The sequence below is a fragment of the Peribacillus sp. FSL K6-5616 genome (assembly GCF_038008245.1).
Lineage (GTDB): Bacteria > Bacillota > Bacilli > Bacillales > DSM-1321 > Peribacillus > Peribacillus frigoritolerans.
This window is the reverse complement of record NZ_JBBOYT010000001.1, coordinates 3,331,546-3,349,954: the sequence shown is the minus strand read 5'-3', so window position 1 is coordinate 3,349,954 and position 18,409 is coordinate 3,331,546. Positions and strand designations below refer to the sequence as shown.

Below are 18,409 nucleotides of genomic sequence, written 5' to 3'. Positions count from 1 at the left end.
TAGATATGGAATTACTAATGACAAGATTGCATGAAGCCACTGTTTTGCTGTATGCCATCAGTATGCTTTTATATTTTATTGATTTCCTTAATAATAACCAGAAGGCGAACAGGGTCGCCTTCTGGTTGCTTTCTATTGTTTGGGTGCTGCAAACAATTTTTTTGTTTCTGTATGTGTTGAAAACGGGAAGGTTCCCGGTATTGACGATTTTTGAAGGCCTATATTTTTATGCATGGGTCCTCATATCGCTATCATTGATCATTAACCGATTGCTAAGAGTCGATTTTACGGTCTTTTTTACGAATGTATTAGGTTTCATGGTTATGGCCATCCATACCTTTGCACCTGTTCAGATAGAATCTCAAGTGCTTGCACAGCGCCTGGTTTCAGAGCTATTGCTCATACATATCACTTTTGCGATCCTATCATATGGGGCATTCACGCTTTCTTTCGTTTTTTCACTTCTATACTTAATTCAATATGATTTATTAAAACGGAAGAAGTGGGGGAAACGCCTGCTTCGACTTGGCGATTTAACAAAGCTCGAGCATATGTCCTATGTCCTCGCAGTTATAGGTGTTCCATTATTGGTGGTCTCCCTCATCCTGGGGATTCAATGGGCTTATATAAAAGTCCCTGGGGTATCCTGGCTGGACATGAAGATCATCGGCTCATTTATTTTGCTTATTGCTTACAGTGTGTTTTTATACTTGAAAATTCGGAAACAAATGTATGGAAGGACGCTAGCCTTTCTGAATATTGGATCTTTCATGATTGTGTTAATTAACTTTTTCCTTTTCGGAAGCCTTTCAACATTCCACTTTTGGAATACATAGGAGGAAACTATGAGAAAAATAATTGTCGGTTCAAGACGTAGTAAATTAGCGATCACCCAAACGAACTGGGTTATCGATCAACTTAAAGGACTTGGGGTCCCATACGAGTTCGAAGTGAAGGAAATTGTCACAAAGGGTGACCAAATCCTTGATGTAACACTTTCCAAGGTCGGCGGAAAGGGCTTATTCGTTAAAGAAATCGAACAAGCGATGCTGGATAAAGAAATTGATATGGCCGTACATAGTATGAAGGATATGCCGGCAGTGCTGCCTCCAGGTTTGACGATTGGCTGCATACCACCGAGGGAGGACCATCGGGATGCTTTGATATCAAAGAACCATGAAACCCTTTCCGAACTGAAGCCCGGTTCCATCATAGGTACTAGCAGCTTGCGGCGTGGCGCGCAAATTTTGGCTAGAAGGCCGGACCTTGAAATCAAATGGATTCGCGGAAATATCGATACCCGTCTGAATAAGCTGAAAACGGAAGATTATGATGCTATCATTTTAGCGGCAGCCGGACTATCAAGAATGGGTTGGGAGCAGGACATCGTAACGGAATTTTTAGATGAAGATATTTGCATTCCGGCAGTGGGACAAGGAGCTCTTTCCATTGAATGCCGTGAAGACGACAAAGAACTGCTGGCAGAACTTGCGAAATTGACATGTGAAAAAACGAAAAGAACGGTTGAAGCGGAACGTGCCTTTTTGGATAAAATGGAAGGCGGATGCCAGGTGCCGATTGCCGGTTTTGCGGTGGCAAAAGATAATGGGTCCGTTTCCTTGACGGCTTTGGTCGCTGCTCCGGATGGAAAGGTGATATATAAAGAAATGGTTGAAGGTGCTGATCCAGAGGCGGTTGGGCATGCTGCTGCCAAACAGATTAGCGAAATGGGCGGTAAAGAATTGATCGATCGCGTTAAAGAAGAGCTTGACCAGTAATGAACCCAGTTCAACCTCTTAAGGATTATCAGGTATTGATCACCAGAGGGAAAGGACAGGCAGATGGTTTAAAAGAGTCGATCGAAAAAAATGGCGGAACGCCGCTTCTTGTGCCATTGCTTGAGTTCACTCTTCCAGATCATATGGAGGATGTGCAACAGCGGTTTGAAGAGTTGCTTACATATGACTGGATCATTCTGACCAGTCAAAATGGGGTGGATTTCTTCTTTAAGCTTCTTGGAAACCAGCCTTTGAAGCTTCCGAAAATAGCCGTAATCGGCTCCAAAACACAAGCGGCCCTGAAACGGCATGGTTATAAGGCGGATTTCGTTCCAGCTCAGTTTGTTGCCGAAGGGTTCGTGGCGGAGTTCAATACCCTGCTTGATCCGGGTGCCCGCGTGTTGCTGGCAAAAGGAAATCTCGCAAGGGCGGTTATAGCGGAGGCGATCAATGAAGCTGGAGCAATCTGTGATGAAGTGATTATTTATCATACAGTGCTTCCTCGAAGCAGTGAAAAAAAGCTGGTGCAGCTTATAAAGAACCATGAAATCGACATCATGACCTTTACGAGTTCATCGACGGTCAATCATTTTTTACAGATCATGAAAAGCCATGAATTGGATACATACATAGACCGGATCATCATCGCCTGCATCGGGCCGATTGCCGCTAAAACGGCTGAAAAACATGGGCTATCCGTCGATGTCTGTCCAGATGTTTATACGACGGACGCCATGGTTGCGGAGTTAATACGCTTCATCTTGAAAAGAAATAAAAAGGGAGGAACTTTCAAATGAAAAACATTTCATTCAATCGCCACCGCCGCTTGCGCGCAAGTGCTGGCATGAGGGCTTTAGTCCGTGAAACACAATTGCATAAAGAGGATTTGATTTATCCGATCTTCGTCATCGACGGGGAAAATGTGAAAAATGAAATCAATTCCATGCCAGGTATCTATCAGCTTTCCATGGATAATCTGGGGGCCGAAATGGATGAAGTCGTGAGTCTGGGCATTAAATCAGTCATTTTATTCGGTGTCCCTTTTGATCATGATAAAGACGAACAGGGAACAGGGGCATTTCATCACAACGGACTTGTGCAAGAGGCCACCCGTTTTATTAAAAAACAATATCCTGAAGTTATTGTCATAGCGGATACCTGCCTTTGCGAGTATACAAGCCATGGCCATTGCGGGGTCGTTGAAGGGGAAAAAATCCTTAATGACGCTTCTCTTGACCTTCTTGCCAAAACGGCGATCAGCCAGGCTGAGGCCGGCGCAGACATCATTGCGCCTTCCAATATGATGGACGGTTTCGTTGCGGCCATCCGTGCAGGTCTGGATGAAGCGGGTTATGAAGATATTCCGATCATGTCCTATGCGGTGAAATATGCTTCGGCTTTTTACGGCCCATTCCGTGATGCTGCGAATGGTGCCCCACAATTTGGAGACAGGAAAACTTACCAAATGGATCCCGCCAATCGCCTTGAAGCGTTTCGTGAAGCTGAATCCGATGTTGCTGAAGGTGCGGACTTCCTAATCGTGAAACCAGCCCTTTCCTACATGGACATAATCAGGGACGTTAAGAATAACTTTAATCTTCCGATCGTTTCCTATAATGTCAGCGGTGAATATTCAATGGTCAAAGCTGCTGCCCAAAACGGCTGGATTGATGAAAAGGCGATAGTGATGGAAATGCTGACAGGCTTGAAACGCGCAGGTTCCGACTTGATCATTACGTATTTTTCAAAAGAGGTAGCACGCTGGATAAACGAAGATAATCAATGATAAAAAAATATAACCTGTAATGGAAAAAGGGGATTGAATCATGCGGTCATATGAAAAATCGAAAAAAGCGTTTGCCGAAGCAAAAAATTTGATGCCAGGCGGCGTGAACAGCCCGGTACGTGCCTTCAAATCTGTGGACATGGATCCCATTTTCATGGAGCGTGGAAAAGGCTCGAAAATGTATGATATCGATGGAAATGAATATATCGACTATGTTCTTTCATGGGGACCGCTCATCCTGGGTCACACGAATGACCGTGTCGTGGAATCATTGAAAAAAGTAGCGGAGTCAGGTACAAGCTTTGGAACCTCTACACTGATTGAGAATGAACTGGCCAAGTTGGTCATGGAACGGGTGCCTTCGATTGAAATGATCCGGATGGTATCATCAGGAACCGAAGCGACGATGAGTGCCCTTAGGCTGGCACGAGGCATAACAGGCCGTGATAAAATCCTGAAATTCGAAGGTTCCTATCATGGCCATGGCGATTCATTGCTGATCAAAGCGGGTTCCGGCGTTGCAACATTAGGTTTACCGGATAGCCCTGGTGTACCGGAAGGCATTGCAAAAAATACGATTACCGTAGCATATAATGATCTTGCTGCAACCAAATATGCGTTTGAACAATTTGGCGAAGACATCGCCTGTATCATCGTAGAACCTGTTGCAGGGAACATGGGCGTGGTTCCGCCACAACCTGGTTTCCTCGAAGGCTTACGTGAAGTGACGACCCAATACGGGGCTCTATTGATCTTTGACGAAGTCATGACAGGGTTCCGTGTCGACTATAATTGTGCACAAGGCTATTTTGGCATCGTACCTGACCTGACTTGCCTTGGGAAAGTAATTGGCGGCGGCTTGCCTGTCGGAGCATTCGGAGGCAAGCGCGAATTCATGGAACAAATTGCCCCGAGTGGGACAATCTATCAAGCGGGAACATTGTCTGGTAACCCTCTTGCCATGACGGCCGGCCTTGAAACGCTGAGCCAATTGACTCCAGAATCTTATGATGAGTTCACCCGAAAAGGGGATATGCTCGAAAAAGGAATTGGAGCGGCAGCGGATAAGTACGGTGTTCCCCATACATTCAACCGTGCCGGCTCCATGATTGGACTTTTCTTTACTAATGAAGATGTCGTAAACTATGATACAGCAAAAACATCCGATTTAGAGTTCTTTGCTTCCTACTATAGGGAAATGGCGAATCAAGGCATCTACTTGCCGCCGTCACAGTTTGAAGGGTTATTCCTTTCCACTGCACATAGTGATGAAGATATCGAAAAAACCATTGCAGCGGCAGAACAGGCTTTTGCCAAATTAAAAAAATGATTCAAGGCTTCATGAGCTTCCGCGATATTCGATAATGATAAATTTGAACTGGCTACCATTTTTCCAAAAACTTTTGGAGAAAGGCAGCCAGTTTTTTTTGAATTCAATCCATATGTGTAAGAACCGAATCTAACGTTCACGGCCGAATTAATTGGAGGTAGGTCGAGTTGATTTTTCAAGCTGAATGTTATTCCCCTTTATTTTAGCCTGAAAATTGAACCTCCTTCTTTTAAAAGGTTCAGGGAATACCTAAGGAGTGCTGCAAATGAAATTAAGGAATAAACAGCTTCCTGTCTTCATAGATTGATATTGGTATAGGTACCGTTTCATGAAGCTGAAAGGAGGAGTTGTCTTGTCGCAAGAAAATGAATCGTATTTACGATTTTCTTTAGAGGAATCCGTTTGGTTCCAGAAGGGACAGGAAGTGGCTGAGCTATACTCGATTTCCCTTGATCCAAATGTGTCGATTCAAGAAAGTGATCAATATGTTTTTATACGAGGCTCGTTAGATTTAAGCGGTGAATACAAAGACTCGCAAAATGGTGAAGAAGAGGAGTTTTCGCAGACCTTTTTGCCAAAGGCGGTTCAAAAGGTCGAGAGGCATCCCAATGGACTTAATGAGTTCACACACCGTTTTCCGGTTGATATAACGATTCCGAATAATCGGATTGCCTCTTTGGATGAGGTCGATGTCTCGATTCAAAGCTTTGACTATGCCATGCCAGAGCATAACTGCTTGAAATTGCAGGCGGACCTTTTGATAACCGGAATCTATAATGATTCATATGTGGAAGAACGGTTTGATACTGAGCAGGAAGTTGGGGAAACGGAGGATCAGGAAGAAACGGATGGGGAAAATGAGTCATATATTCCTTATGCAGCGGCAGTGCCGCCAATCCCGGATTTTCAGCCCGTTTTCCGTGATGAGGAGGAAGAAGAGTTATACGCGCCTTTTACTGCAGAGTCAAAACGGGTTTCTGAAGCAAATGAAGAAGAAGAAGAAGAGGAACCGATTTATTTAAGCGATCAGCATAATGCTCCCGTTTTTGAAATTCCCGTTTCACCATATCCTGAAGAGGAGGAATGGGAAACGGAAGTGCATAGACAGGAAGAAGTCGAAGCTGTAGAGGAAGAAGTGATTGGTGATCCGCCTGACTCCACGGAAAAGGTACCTTTCATGGGAGAGGCAAAATTGGAGGAAGAACCAAGCAGGCAGGATTCCTTGGAGATTCCTAGAGTGACATTTATAGAAGAAGTAGAAGAAGAACCAAGTCAAGCAACCAATCATCAAAGTAGCCCAGTTTCAAATTTAGAAACCGAGGATGTCATCCGGCAGGAAGACGATGCTGTTGCAGCGGGTCCTATCCTTAATGAGAATGTGAAGGTGGAGCAGGAAGAGGAATCCAATTCGTCCATAAGCGATCTATTCAAAAAGAGGGAAAGACCTGCGCCTCCGGCTAAGGAGGGTAAGAATTTCAAAGGCAGGAAACAAGCAGCGGAACGTGATGAAAAAGAAACGGCCGATCATGATGAAAAGCAGCTTTCCATCATGGATTTATTCGGACGGAAACAAGAAGAAGAACTGGTAAGGATGAAGGTTTGCATTGTTCAGCAAGGGGAAACGCTTGATGACTTGGCTCAGCGATATGATGTTACGGTTCAATCGATACTTTTCAGCAATGAATTGGAGTCGAATCAGAACGTCCATGAAGGGCAAGTCATTTATATACCGAAGGCGGTTGCGTATAAGAATTGACCGGGACAGAGAGCAGGGCATATGCTCTGCTCCTGTTTTTTAAATGCTAGAGGAATCGGATTGTTTAGTTTTTTTAGAGAAAGTGAGTGAGTCTCGTGAGGGAAAACGAGAATCAGCAGCCTGCCAATCGGGATCGGGACACGGAGACCGTATTGAAGGAATATGCCATGTATGTACAATATATCGAGGACTTCGGGCGTGTGAAAAAAGTATACAGTGATCGCGGTACATTTGCCTTGAAATCCATGTTACCGCATAACGGCATTGATTTTATCAAAAATGTTCAAAAACTGTACCATCGCGGCTATAATCGAATCGTTCCCATTTATCAAACGATGGATCAGCGTTACGCCGTTCTTCATAATGGACGTTTGTATTACCTGATGCCCTGGCTCAATGATGAAAGGGACGGGGAGCGGGATGAAAAGCATAAGCAATTGTTCAGGGAGCTTGCTCGGATGCATACACTTTCCGTTAAGGAAATACAAGTGGATATTGAGGAACGGGAAGCCCATTATGAGCGGACGCTTGATGCCTGGAATAACGAAAAGGAATTTATAGAAGAGTATATTGTCAGCTGTGAAAAGAAGTGGTATATGTCTCCATTCGAACTGACGGTTTGTTCTTTCTACACTGATATTTCACAGGCTCTGAAGTACTCGATCAAGAAGTTTGAAACCTGGTATGAAAAAACGAAGGATAGTGAAAAGGTTCGAACCGTGGTAACGCACGGAAAGGTTTCTTTGAAGCATTTCGTTTATGATGAGCGGGGATATGGCTACTTCATCAATTTTGAGAATTCGAATACGGCTCCGCCGCATTTCGATTTACTGCCATTTCTCGTTAAATCGGCCAGGACCTATCCTGTCCAATGCGATGACTGTGTTGACTGGCTATATAACTATTTTCGTTATTTTCCGTTAAAAGAAGAAGAATTGCTGCTCATGCAAAGTTATCTGGCATTCCCTGGATCAGCTTTGGAATTAGTGAAGGGTTATTCCGATGGCAGGGGCCATCGTTCAGAGCTTGATAATGTCACGCAACTGCAGCGGCAATTTTGGCTTTTGAAAAATATTGAATATATGGTGATGAGAATCGAAGAAATCGAACAGAAGAAAAAGGCCGCTGCCGAGGCTGCCAAAGAAGAACAATCACCCCCAAGCTAAATATACATGATTGGATCATCTCCAGTCATGTATATTTTTTTGCTGTAAGGGAATAATTAAATCCATTCGAAATACAAAGACATGGCCAGGAAAATAAACGCGATAAGCAGGAGCATATCGAAGAAAGTCGGGAAAATCAGCGTACGTAATCCTTGGAATACGATAAAGGGGACGATGAACTGCTGGCAGACACCGCGGAATTTTTTCACCCAAGGCGGTAAAGTATAGGGAGTATATCTTCGCTTCATAATATTACCTTCCTTTTTAGGACTTCTTATATTCTATGGGTGGGCAGTGAAAAAGGTGAAACAGCCGTCACATTCACTGTTCCTGGAGGATAAAATAAAGAAAATGAACATGAATGCATCAAATGGGATGATTCCTGAGAAAGTAAGCGAAAAGATGATTGACTGGAGCCCCATGTTTTTTGTACTATATACTATATGCATTCAATGTTTTTACATATGAATATAAATCAATGCAAAGACCGGAAATAGTAAGATGAAATGCACTTTTCAGAGAGGAAACCAAATTGGTGCGAGGTTTCCAGGCAGCAGCATCCGAAGTCGTCCGCGAGCAGTCTTCGTGAACTTCTTAGTAGCGAAGGCCGGTGAAGAGCCGTTATCCGATTTGAGAGCCGAAAGGGATTTTTTTCTTTTTCGGAAAAAAGGTGGCACCGCGAACAACTTCCTTCGTCCTTTTGTGATGATGGAAGTTTTTTTATGCCCAAAAGGAGGAAATGATATGGAAGAGAACCAAATTTCAATGCCGACTAAATATGATCCGCAGACGATAGAGAAAGGCCGCTACAAATGGTGGCTTGATGGAAAGTTTTTCGAAACGACGGGTGACGATAAAAAAGAACCATATACGATTGTCATCCCGCCGCCTAACGTTACAGGTAAGCTGCATCTTGGCCACGCTTGGGATACGACACTTCAAGATATATTGACACGCATGAAAAGGATGCAGGGCTATGATGTTTTATGGTTACCAGGCATGGACCATGCCGGTATCGCCACTCAAGCGAAAGTAGAACAGAAACTTCGTGCGGATGGCGTGAGCCGTTATGACCTTGGGCGTGAAAAATTCGTGGAAGAGACATGGAAATGGAAAGAGGAATATGCGAGCCATATCCGTGAACAATGGTCAAAGCTAGGTCTTGGACTTGATTATACACGTGAACGTTTCACTCTGGATGAAGGGCTTTCAAAAGCAGTTCGCGAAGTGTTCGTTTCGCTTTATAACAAGGGCTTGATTTATCGCGGCGAATACATCATCAACTGGGATCCATCAACGAAAACGGCGTTATCCGATATCGAGGTTATTTACAAAGATGTGCAGGGCGCATTTTACCATATGAAATATCCATTGGTTGACGGATCGGGTGAAATTGAAATTGCCACCACCCGTCCAGAAACGATGCTTGGCGATACTGCTGTTGCTGTACACCCTGAAGATGACCGTTATAAACACTTGATCGGCAAAAAGGTCCGCTTGCCAATTACAGGCCGGGAAATCCCGATTGTCGGTGATGATTATGTCGATATGGAATTCGGTTCAGGCGCGGTCAAAATTACTCCTGCTCATGACCCGAATGACTTCGAAATCGGGAACCGTCACGATTTGGAGCGCATCCTTGTCATGCATGAAGATGGCTCGATGAATGAAAAGGCCGGTAAATATGAAGGCATGGACCGTTTTGAATGCCGTAAGCAAATCGTCAAGGACCTTCAGGAAGAAGGAGTACTCTTCAAAATCGAAGATCACCTTCACTCAGTAGGCCATTCAGAGAGAAGCGGTGCTGTTGTTGAACCATATCTTTCGACGCAATGGTTCGTTAAGATGCAGCCGTTGGCTGATGCTTCCGTTGAGCTTCAAAAAGGAACCGATGAGGAAAAAGTTCATTTCGTACCGGACCGTTTCGAGAAAACATACCTGCATTGGATGGAAAATATCCGCGACTGGTGCATTTCCCGTCAGCTTTGGTGGGGTCACCGCATTCCCGCCTGGTACCATAAAGAAACAGGTGAAGTGTATGTAGGTCATGAAGAGCCGGCGGACGCTGAAAACTGGGAACAAGATACAGATGTGCTTGATACATGGTTCAGCTCGGCATTATGGCCGTTCTCGACTATGGGCTGGCCTGACAAGGACAGTGTCGATTTCCAACGTTACTATCCAACCGGGGCACTTGTGACAGGCTATGATATCATTTTCTTCTGGGTATCGAGGATGATTTTCCAAGCTCTTGAGTTCACAGGTGAACGACCATTTGAAGATGTGCTGATCCACGGTCTGGTTCGTGACGAACAGGGGCGCAAGATGAGTAAATCGCTTGGCAATGGTGTCGATCCGATGGATGTCATCGATCAATACGGTGCCGATTCCCTGCGTTACTTCTTATCTACGGGCAGCTCGCCAGGCCAGGACCTCCGTTATAGTACGGAAAAAGTCGAAGCAGTTTGGAATTTCTCCAATAAGATTTGGAACGCATCCCGTTTTGCTTTGATGAACATGAATGGCATGACGTATGACGAAATCGATTTAAGCGGTGAGAAGTCTGTGGCCGATAAGTGGATCTTGACGCGTTTGAATGAAACGATTTCCAACGTAACCAGACTTGCGGACCGTTATGAGTTTGGTGAAGTGGGCCGTGTGCTATACAACTTCATTTGGGATGACTTCTGTGACTGGTATATTGAAATGGCGAAGCTTCCGCTATATGGAGAAGACGAAGCGGCTAAGAAAACGACGCGCTCGATCTTGGCGTATGTACTGGATAACACAATGAGATTGTTACACCCGTTCATGCCGTTCATTACCGAAGAAATCTGGCAGAACCTACCGCATCAAGGTGAGTCCATCACTGTTGCCGCTTGGCCGGAAGTGAATGAAGAGTTGACAGATACAGCTGCAGCCGAGGAAATGAAGCTGCTTGTTGAAATCATCCGCTCCGTCCGTAATATCCGTGCTGAGGTGAACACACCGCTAAGCAAAAAAATCAATTTGATTTTAAAAGCGAAAGATGAGGCCATCTTAGCGACATTACAGAAAAACAGCAGCTATATCGAGCGTTTCTGTAATCCTGAACAATTGACGATCGGAATCGAAGTCGAAGAGCCTGCTCAAGCCATGACAGCTGTCGTAACTGGTGTAGAACTAATCCTTCCGCTTACAGGACTGATCAATATTGACGAAGAAGTGAAACGTCTTGAAAAAGAACTCGACAAACTTAATAAAGAAGTTGAGCGTGTACAGAAAAAATTAGGCAACGAGGGCTTCGTTAAAAAGGCGCCGGCAAGCGTCATCGAAGAAGAACGTGCCAAGGAAAAAGACTATAGCGAAAAACGCGACTCTGTAATCCACAGGATCAGCGAACTGAAACAACTGTAAAACAAAAGGATGAACCAGCTTGAAGCCGGTTCATCCTTTTTCTGTTTACATGCTATTTAAGAAGAGGATATGCTTTCTTTTATGAATGTAAGGTACTCCCATACGATATTCATATCACTTAGTGCACTTAATGTCCGGCTCCCGACGACATCCTCAATTTCGTTCAGCATGAGGCTGCCATCTTCGGCAAATATGAAATCGATACCGACCATGCCGAAATCAAATGACCTCATTACTCTTTCAACAAGGGCTAATTCAGATGCAGTCAGCTCATATAGCGAAGCCGATCCGCCCAGCGTATAATTCGCCTTGAAACTGGAAGCGGATTCCCTGAGTACAGCAGCCTTCACTTTATTACCAACCACAAAAACGCGGATATCCCTACCGAATAAGCCAGGTTTTTGGACTATCCAATTCCCATCATTCAGTTGAGCAAGATCATCGGCATGCTCGATTAGAAATACTTGTTTCCCGCCGCGGCCGCTAGTTTCTTTAGCAATGAAAGGGAGCTCCATCTCATTGGCACTCGGCCTTCCGTTACAATAAACGGTATCGGCCATTGGAATCCCCAGCGAGGACAAATATTGATGCGTCTTTGCTTTGTCATTCGCGATTTCCGATACGAAGGAGGAGTTAAAGCAAGCAATCCCCAATTGCTCAAGTTGCTTTGTAAAAAAAGGATCGATGGTCCGGACGATGGCAAAGTCCGGCAATGAAATTGGCTGCATCTCATGTTCAACATATAACTTGTTGAAACGATGACCGATCCTAAGGTCTTCCCGAAAGTGAAAGTGTAAATCAAGATCAAGCTTACTGGCTTCGTCAAGCATCCAATCTATGTATCCTTTATTTTTCAAGGCATCCTCACGGTTATAAATCAACCAGCCTGCTTGTTTTTTCATCTGGTGCACTTCCTTTTCCTAATTCTTTCAAGATATAATCGAACATGCTATCGGCGATGTTGATGCCTGTACATTCATAAATGTTCAATAAATGCGAATTTGAATTCACTTCGCACAAAAGCGGACCTTCTTCACCAAACAGCAAATCGACGCCAGCGAAGTCGGCACCCAGAATTTGCGCACATCGAATGGCAAGTTGTGCTTCTTCACTGGTGGGGATATATGGTGCAGCCTGCCCCCCGGCAGTCATATTAGCTCGGAAGTCCTGCTCGGAATGACGTTGCATCGCTGCTATGACTTGATTGCCCACGACATTCACGCGAATATCCCGACCTTTACTGTGCTCGATGAATTCCTGGATGATAAATGGTTTGTGGCCAAGATCACGGATCGTCTTCAGTAACTCATCCTCTGTTTGGATTAAATATACTTGTTCCCCAAAAGAACCGTATGCTTCCTTAACGATAAGAGGATACCCGAGTTCATTGCCGATTTGGATAAAAGCATCCATATTGACCCTTTCAATCCCTTCGTACGTAAAAGGGGGAAATATGGTTTTCGGCATCGGTATCCCATGCCCTGTTAAGGCTTGATGTGTTTTTGCTTTACTGTCGCAAATATCGATTGCTGCACTGCTGTTATATACGGGGATGCCGAGCAATTCCAAATGGCGCGCCAAATGAATGTCTTTATCCATGAACAGAACAAAATCCGGCAGCTTATCAAAGGTTCCTTTAAGCAGCGGCACTCCTTTTTCGATTATGGGCATGAGATCTGAATTGCGGATAAGGGTTGCCATGATATCTTTCCTTTCAGCCGCCTCTTTAATGAACAAAGCTAAACTGGAAAACTTATCATGCTGTAAATAGCCGTTGACGACAATCCAACAGTGGAAATCTGAAGGTTTCATGGTGAAACACTACCTTTCATCTAGGTTAATCGTTCATATATTGATAAAATAATCTTAACGCATAAGAGCGGTATAAAGAAAGAGGAGGCTCCACGATAATGGTTACAACCATGAAAGAAATCAATCAATTTTTTGAACGGCGCCAAATTCGATTGGGCATGAATTTTGGCCTGTCACGGATGGAAACTTTGTTAACTGAATTAGGCGACCCGCACAAGGAGCTAAAGTATATTCACATTGCAGGGTCCAACGGGAAAGGATCGACACTGCAATATATTAAAGAAATTCTGCTTGCACAAGGAATTCGGGTCGCTTCCTTCACTTCTCCTTATTTAATACGGATGAATGAACAGCTGAAGGTAAATGAGGATGAAATCAGTGATCAGGAATTCATCGATGTTTTCCGGAAGCTTTGGCCGATCATCCATGAGATGGACAGCAAGGGGAATGGTCCCACTCAGTTCGAAATTTTGACTGCCATGGCATTCTCTTATTTTAGCAAAAAGGAAGTCGATTTGGTTTTGATGGAAACCGGTTTAGGAGGCAGGCTTGATACAACGAATGTCATCCAGCCGTTTCTTTCGATCATTACCTCGATCTCTTTGGAACATACGAACATCCTGGGTAACACACTTGGGGAAATTGCTTTTGAGAAGGCAGGCATCATAAAAAGCGGGGCGCCGGTCATCAGCGGAGTCACAGCCGGGGAACCAGCAAAAGTAATTGAAGAAAAGGCGTCAGCTATAGGCGTACCTTATTACCAATTGGGTAAAGAATTTCGTGTTAGCAATATGAAGCGAAGTGAACGTGGGCAAAGTTTCTCATTTTCGCTTGCCGACAGGTCAATCGAAAATGTGGAAATGCAGATGCTGGGCCGTCATCAAATGGAGAATGCGGCACTGGCCATTGCTGCTGTCACAGTAGGAATGGAAAATATCGATGAAAAAAGCATCCTTGAAGGAATAGGGGCAGCGAAATGGGATGGACGCTTTGAAAAAATATCGGATGGGCCATTGGTGATCATTGATGGTGCACATAATCCTGCTGGAATCGACGTACTGAAGGAAACGCTAAAAGTGCATTACCCCGGCTATAAGTACCGATTCGTATTCAGTTCATTTAAAGATAAAAACTATTCCGAGATGCTTCATGGACTGGAAACGGGGGCGATGGAAATCATCATTACCGAATTCGACCACGAACGGGCGGCGGATGCGAAAACGCTTTATGAAAAATGCAGTCATCCAAATAAAAGTATAAACAAGGATTGGCAGGCGGCGATAACGGAAGGCAGAAGGAAAACGGGGGATAAAGAGATTCTTGTCATTACTGGGTCCCTTCATTTCCTTTCACTTGTGAGGGAGTTCCTGATCAGAGAAGATGCCTAAATAATGTGCATTGCCGTAATGAGGCATTTTATCATGGAAACCAAAGTAAAGCGAGTTTGCCTGCAGTTTTTTAGGGGAGTTGTGCAATTTAAACGTTGATTGGAACGTAGGGCACTCGCTTTCCGCGGGCGGTCCGCCCTCGGCGCGTTTGCGCCTGCGGGGTCTCCTCTGGACTCGCTTTTCCCGCAGGAGTCTCCCAACACCCACTCCAATCAACTTTGTTTAACTTTTATATAGAACCCTTTTGCCAAAAGTCTTTATTGTTTTCGTAAATTGAGGCAGTCATTGACTTCACTTTCATTTATGATTTGGTGAAAGATATGTATTCAAAGGTCCTTTTCTCTTGTTAACAGAGTCTCTTGAAAAGAAAAAACTCCAATAGAGTGATTGATGACAAATCACCCAGTTTATTTGTTAAAATATGTTTATATATTGCATTCCATATATATGTTGAATAGTAGGATCTGCTTAATAAAATGACGGGAGGGATGAGCATGAAGAACCCAATGGTTAATTACATAGCGGAAGGGACTTTTATATCAGGGTTTCAAACAAAGGCAATCGAATCCTCATGCACTTTGTATAAATGATGGCTATCCATATCTATCTCTTCGTATTGGGCTTGATTTTAGGCTCATTCTTTAACGTTGTCGGTTTAAGTGTTCCAGCTGGTCATTCATTCGCGAATCGTCGCTCCGCCTGCCCTTCTTGCGGGCGTACATTGACATTCTTCGAGTTGATACCGGTTATTTCTTATATGTTGCAAGTCGGTGAATGCCGGGGCTGTAAAGCAAGGATATCCCCCCTTTATCCGGCCGTGGAAATGCTGACCGGCGTTTTGTTTGCCTCTGCTCCGATATTCCTTGGCTGGTCGGGCGAACTGTTGGTTGGCTGGATATTGATTTCATTATTTATGATCATCTTCGTGACTGATGTCGCCTATATGCTCATACCCGATAAAATACTGCTTTTCTTTATAGTGATTTTTATTGTTTTAAGAGTCTCATTTCCACTGACGCCCTGGTGGGATTCAATTGTCGGGGCAGCGGTTGGTTTTAGCCTGCTGTCATCAATCGCGGTCGTGAGTAAGGGTGGCATGGGTGGCGGTGATATCAAGCTGTTTGCAGTGATTGGCTTCGTATTGGGAATGAAGATGGTGCTGTTATCTTTGCTTTTTGCGTGCTTTTATGGGGCATTGCTTGGCATCATCGGGTTGCTGACCGGAATCTTAAAAAAGAAAACCCTTATTCCTTTCGGACCGTATATCGTTTTTGGGACATTGACTGCTTATTTTTGGGGCGATTCGCTATTACATTGGTATGTAACATTTTTAAGATGAGCTTAAAGGACCATCCTGATCCAAGAGGAATTTGTCAAAAATCACCTGAATAATGGCTCAGTAGGGAACCATCCCCATTTGGAGGCAAGAGATTATGAAATGATAGAGGGATGTATGTAATTGGTGAGAGGTGATATGGAATGGTTTCATGAAGCAATAGTACCAGTACCTGGAATTCCTTTTTTGTTACCCATATATGAATAGGGAAATTTGACGAAACCTATTAATGACAAGACGACAAAAGTCTTGTTATTTTTTTTTACCTCTATGTTAGGATGAAAAAAATGATCTGGAGGGGAGGAAAAAAATTGGGCAAGCCGGAACAAAGCAAGGGTGTAACGATTAAAATAAATGGGGAAGAAAAAGTATTTGCCGATAAAAAAATTGAAAGTCAAGAGGCGGCGAGTAAGGAGCAGGAACAGGAACAAACTGATGAGAGTTTCGAATGGATACTCCCTGAGGATTCAAATGAAAGCAAGATTGTATTGGTACCCACACCGCCAAAGAAGAAAATGCCGAAGCTCATCGGTTTTGGTACCGGGTCACTGAAAAGCTCGGATAAAAGACCGATCAAGACATTCATGATCGCAGTCATTTGTGCTGTGTTTTTTGGGTCGATTCTTGGCTTGATCGCCGTTAAAACGATTACAAAGGAAAAAGCCGAAGTATCTTCGGTCGAGACCCCGATTCCAACTGAAGCCACCGTTGAAGATAAAAAAGCGGCAGTGACTGAACCGGGAAACCAGCTGAAGACATTCCTTGTACAGGGAGGAGTATTCAGCAGCGAGGATGCGGCAAGGCAAATTCAAAAGAAAATCATTGAAAAGCAGGTTCCTGCTGAAATCTTCAAATTGGAAGAAAGCTATTATCTATTTCTGGGATCGGCAGAGAGTCTAGCTGCAAGTAAAGAACTGGCCTTGTTCTTAAAGTCATATGATGTGGATGTATATTGGAAGGAAATCAATTTTGAAGCGGCCGGGACAAGCCAAGAAGATGAAAAAACCCTCGACAAGATGAAAGCAGTATATGCTTCGTTGGCAGAAACATCCGCAACAAAGCTTCGCGGAAAGGCAGGGACGGTAAACGGGGAAACCCTGAAAAAAAACATGGATGAACTGAAGGTGGGGAAATTATCGCCGGCGTTTTCAAAGATGAACGATGACCTGACTGCTGCAGCAAAGTCGATTGATGAATATGAGACTTCCAAAAATGAAGAAAAGCTATTCCAGGCTCAAGAAAGTCTTCTGAATTTTTTATTGAATTACCAAAAGTAAAGAAAAAAGGGGGGGCTGCCTAATGGGACAAGCCTCCCAATATGAAACCATCTGTGACACCTTTTTTATTTTCCGGGAAATACTTACAGGCATTTGTCGATTCCTAGTAAACAATAATTGTGGATTGCACCATTATTTGATAGGATAGATATGTATCTCCCTATGTAAAGAAAGGTGACTTTTATATTATGCAGCCATTGATTTTAGCTTCTTCATCACCACGTCGTAAAGAACTTCTGCAATTTCTTCAAATCCCCTTTGAAAGCATGAATTCCAATGTTGATGAAAGTATTGATGAAAACATGTGTCCTGATGCAGCGGTGAAAGAACTGGCATCCCGTAAAGCGGAAGCCATCGCAGCAAAATTTCAGGATAGCTGGGTAATCGGCTCGGATACCGTTGTAGTCCTTGATGGTGAGATCTTGGGTAAGCCGGTAAGCAGGGCCGACGGAAAAAGAATGCTGGAAATGTTATCAGGACGGACACATGAAGTATACACAGGTGTCGTCATCCTGTTCGGCAAGCATCGCAGAGTATTCGCAGAAAAAACGGAAGTGACATTTTGGGAGCTGCCAGAAGCTGAAATCGAACGATATCTGGATAGCGGGGAACCTTTTGACAAAGCTGGCGGCTATGGGATTCAAGGATACGGATCTCTTCTTGTCAAACAAATCAAAGGGGACTATTTCTCAGTCGTCGGGCTTCCGGTCTCAAGGCTGGCCCGGGAACTTAAAGCGATGCAGGAAGAGTTAGGATAATCTGATTTCCTCTGGCATCTTCCCTTTTCTAAGGAAGGGTTGATCTTTTGAGCGAAAAAATGTTAATACGGGATTACCCGAAAGAAGAGAGGCCGCGCGAAAGGTTTCTACAGGACGGGCCACAAAGTCTTTCCAATCAGGAATTGCTTGCTTTGCTATTGAGGACAGGATCAAGGGAAGAATCAGTCCTGCAACTATCCGGCAGACTCATCAATTCCTTCAAGGGCCTGCGCCTGTTAAAAGAAGCCTCAGTGGAAGAACTGACCGTGATAAAAGGGATTGGTGAAGCAAAAGCGATACAAATCCTGGCCTCCGTCGAACTTGGCAGGAGAATTAACAATTTGAATGACCAAGACCGTTATGTGATTCGATCTCCTGAAGATGGAGCTAATTATTGCATGGAGGAAATGCGGTTTTTATCACAGGAACATTTCGTCTGTCTCTATTTAAATACGAAAAATCAAGTGCTACAAAAAACTACGGTATTCATCGGGAGCCTCAATGCCTCGATCGTGCATCCGCGCGAGGTCTTTAAAGAGGCTTTCAAAAGGTCAGCTGCCTCTATCATTTGTCTTCATAACCACCCCTCCGGAGACCCCTTAAACATAGTATCCTAAACTAGAGTG

Annotated in this window: 15 protein-coding genes, 1 pseudogene and 1 other annotated feature; of the genes and pseudogenes, 13 read left to right on the top strand and 3 right to left on the bottom strand. The window is 44.1% G+C overall.

The window, feature by feature from the left end:
• Positions 1-5: 5 nt before the first annotated feature.
• The 7 genes from MHB45_RS16030 (at position 6) to ysxE (ending at position 7,816) form a co-directional block, all read left to right on the top strand.
• The gene (locus tag MHB45_RS16030) at positions 6-836 is read left to right on the top strand and encodes a cytochrome C assembly family protein (protein WP_048688893.1); all 831 of its coding nucleotides are present in this window, start codon (positions 6-8) and stop codon (positions 834-836) included.
• 9 nt (positions 837-845) lie between these two features.
• Positions 846-1,778 (top strand): hydroxymethylbilane synthase, encoded by a 933-nt coding sequence (hemC, locus tag MHB45_RS16025; RefSeq protein ID WP_034308911.1) that lies wholly within the window; start codon positions 846-848, stop codon positions 1,776-1,778.
• Entirely contained in the window at positions 1,778-2,575 is a 798-nt protein-coding gene (locus MHB45_RS16020; RefSeq protein WP_048688900.1) for a uroporphyrinogen-III synthase, read from the top strand. The genes hemC and MHB45_RS16020 overlap by 1 nt, the downstream gene beginning before the upstream one ends.
• Positions 2,572-3,564, top strand: a complete 993-nt coding sequence (gene hemB, locus MHB45_RS16015; RefSeq protein ID WP_202186742.1) for a porphobilinogen synthase — start codon at positions 2,572-2,574, stop codon at positions 3,562-3,564. Before MHB45_RS16020 ends, hemB begins: the two co-directional genes overlap by 4 nt.
• Before the next feature lie 40 nt (positions 3,565-3,604).
• Complete coding sequence (gene hemL / locus MHB45_RS16010) at positions 3,605-4,894, top strand: glutamate-1-semialdehyde 2,1-aminomutase (RefSeq protein WP_048688905.1); 1,290 nt, start codon at positions 3,605-3,607, stop codon at positions 4,892-4,894.
• A 352-nt stretch (positions 4,895-5,246) separates the two neighbouring features.
• Positions 5,247-6,650 carry a stage VI sporulation protein D gene (spoVID, locus tag MHB45_RS16005; RefSeq protein ID WP_072273335.1) on the top strand — a complete coding sequence of 468 codons (1,404 nt, stop codon included), beginning with the start codon at positions 5,247-5,249 and terminating at the stop codon, positions 6,648-6,650.
• 95 nt (positions 6,651-6,745) lie between these two features.
• Entirely contained in the window at positions 6,746-7,816 is a 1,071-nt protein-coding gene (gene ysxE, locus MHB45_RS16000; protein WP_226990545.1) for a spore coat protein YsxE, read from the top strand.
• A gap of 56 nt (positions 7,817-7,872) precedes the next feature.
• Here the strand turns inward: ysxE and MHB45_RS15995 are convergent, their stop codons facing one another.
• Positions 7,873-8,064 carry a hypothetical protein gene (locus MHB45_RS15995; protein WP_034308896.1) on the bottom strand — a complete coding sequence of 64 codons (192 nt, stop codon included), beginning with the start codon at positions 8,062-8,064 and terminating at the stop codon, positions 7,873-7,875.
• Between the two features lie 226 nt (positions 8,065-8,290).
• Positions 8,291-8,519 (top strand) — a binding site (T-box leader).
• 41 nt (positions 8,520-8,560) lie between these two features.
• Between MHB45_RS15995 and MHB45_RS15990 the strand changes: the two genes are divergently transcribed.
• Positions 8,561-11,212 carry a valine--tRNA ligase gene (locus tag MHB45_RS15990; RefSeq protein WP_034308891.1) on the top strand — a complete coding sequence of 884 codons (2,652 nt, stop codon included), beginning with the start codon at positions 8,561-8,563 and terminating at the stop codon, positions 11,210-11,212.
• Between the two features lie 56 nt (positions 11,213-11,268).
• Here the strand turns inward: MHB45_RS15990 and MHB45_RS15985 are convergent, their stop codons facing one another.
• The gene (locus MHB45_RS15985) at positions 11,269-12,114 is read right to left on the bottom strand and encodes an ATP-grasp domain-containing protein (RefSeq protein WP_253349730.1); all 846 of its coding nucleotides are present in this window, start codon (positions 12,112-12,114) and stop codon (positions 11,269-11,271) included.
• A complete protein-coding gene (locus MHB45_RS15980; protein WP_072273333.1) occupies positions 12,083-13,024 on the bottom strand; it encodes an ATP-grasp domain-containing protein in 942 nt (313 codons plus the stop codon). The genes MHB45_RS15985 and MHB45_RS15980 overlap by 32 nt, the downstream gene beginning before the upstream one ends.
• Positions 13,025-13,122: 98 nt before the next feature.
• Between MHB45_RS15980 and MHB45_RS15975 the strand changes: the two genes are divergently transcribed.
• The 5 genes and pseudogenes from MHB45_RS15975 to radC all read left to right on the top strand — a co-directional run.
• Positions 13,123-14,412 carry a bifunctional folylpolyglutamate synthase/dihydrofolate synthase gene (locus MHB45_RS15975; protein WP_048688924.1) on the top strand — a complete coding sequence of 430 codons (1,290 nt, stop codon included), beginning with the start codon at positions 13,123-13,125 and terminating at the stop codon, positions 14,410-14,412.
• 586 nt (positions 14,413-14,998) lie between these two features.
• Entirely contained in the window at positions 14,999-15,751 is a 753-nt protein-coding gene (locus tag MHB45_RS15970) for a prepilin peptidase (RefSeq protein WP_048688927.1), read from the top strand.
• Positions 15,752-16,059: 308 nt separating this feature from the next.
• On the top strand, positions 16,060-17,025 hold the full coding sequence (locus MHB45_RS15965) for a hypothetical protein (RefSeq protein WP_142953101.1): 966 nt from the start codon (positions 16,060-16,062) through the stop codon (positions 17,023-17,025).
• A gap of 188 nt (positions 17,026-17,213) precedes the next feature.
• A complete protein-coding gene (locus MHB45_RS15960) occupies positions 17,214-17,783 on the top strand; it encodes a Maf family protein (protein ID WP_048688933.1) in 570 nt (189 codons plus the stop codon).
• A 59-nt stretch (positions 17,784-17,842) separates the two neighbouring features.
• Positions 17,843-18,382, top strand: a pseudogene (gene radC, locus MHB45_RS15955) (RadC family protein); the annotation flags it as partial.
• Positions 18,383-18,409 lie beyond the last annotated feature (27 nt).

What these genes read in the sequence shown, in the direction of transcription:
- MHB45_RS16030 (WP_048688893.1), top strand. Translation starts at nt 6, where the DNA reads ATGGAATTACTAATGACAAGATTGCATGAAGCCACTGTTTTGCTGTAT.
- hemC (WP_034308911.1), top strand. Translation starts at nt 846, where the DNA reads ATGAGAAAAATAATTGTCGGTTCAAGACGTAGTAAATTAGCGATCACC.
- MHB45_RS16020 (WP_048688900.1), top strand. Translation starts at nt 1,778, where the DNA reads ATGAACCCAGTTCAACCTCTTAAGGATTATCAGGTATTGATCACCAGA.
- hemB (WP_202186742.1), top strand. Translation starts at nt 2,572, where the DNA reads ATGAAAAACATTTCATTCAATCGCCACCGCCGCTTGCGCGCAAGTGCT.
- hemL (WP_048688905.1), top strand. Translation starts at nt 3,605, where the DNA reads ATGCGGTCATATGAAAAATCGAAAAAAGCGTTTGCCGAAGCAAAAAAT.
- MHB45_RS15995 (WP_034308896.1), bottom strand. Translation starts at nt 8,064, where the DNA reads ATGAAGCGAAGATATACTCCCTATACTTTACCGCCTTGGGTGAAAAAA.
- MHB45_RS15990 (WP_034308891.1), top strand. Translation starts at nt 8,561, where the DNA reads ATGGAAGAGAACCAAATTTCAATGCCGACTAAATATGATCCGCAGACG.
- MHB45_RS15985 (WP_253349730.1), bottom strand. Translation starts at nt 12,114, where the DNA reads ATGAAAAAACAAGCAGGCTGGTTGATTTATAACCGTGAGGATGCCTTG.
- MHB45_RS15980 (WP_072273333.1), bottom strand. Translation starts at nt 13,024, where the DNA reads ATGAAACCTTCAGATTTCCACTGTTGGATTGTCGTCAACGGCTATTTA.
- MHB45_RS15975 (WP_048688924.1), top strand. Translation starts at nt 13,123, where the DNA reads ATGGTTACAACCATGAAAGAAATCAATCAATTTTTTGAACGGCGCCAA.
- MHB45_RS15970 (WP_048688927.1), top strand. Translation starts at nt 14,999, where the DNA reads ATGATGGCTATCCATATCTATCTCTTCGTATTGGGCTTGATTTTAGGC.
- MHB45_RS15960 (WP_048688933.1), top strand. Translation starts at nt 17,214, where the DNA reads ATGCAGCCATTGATTTTAGCTTCTTCATCACCACGTCGTAAAGAACTT.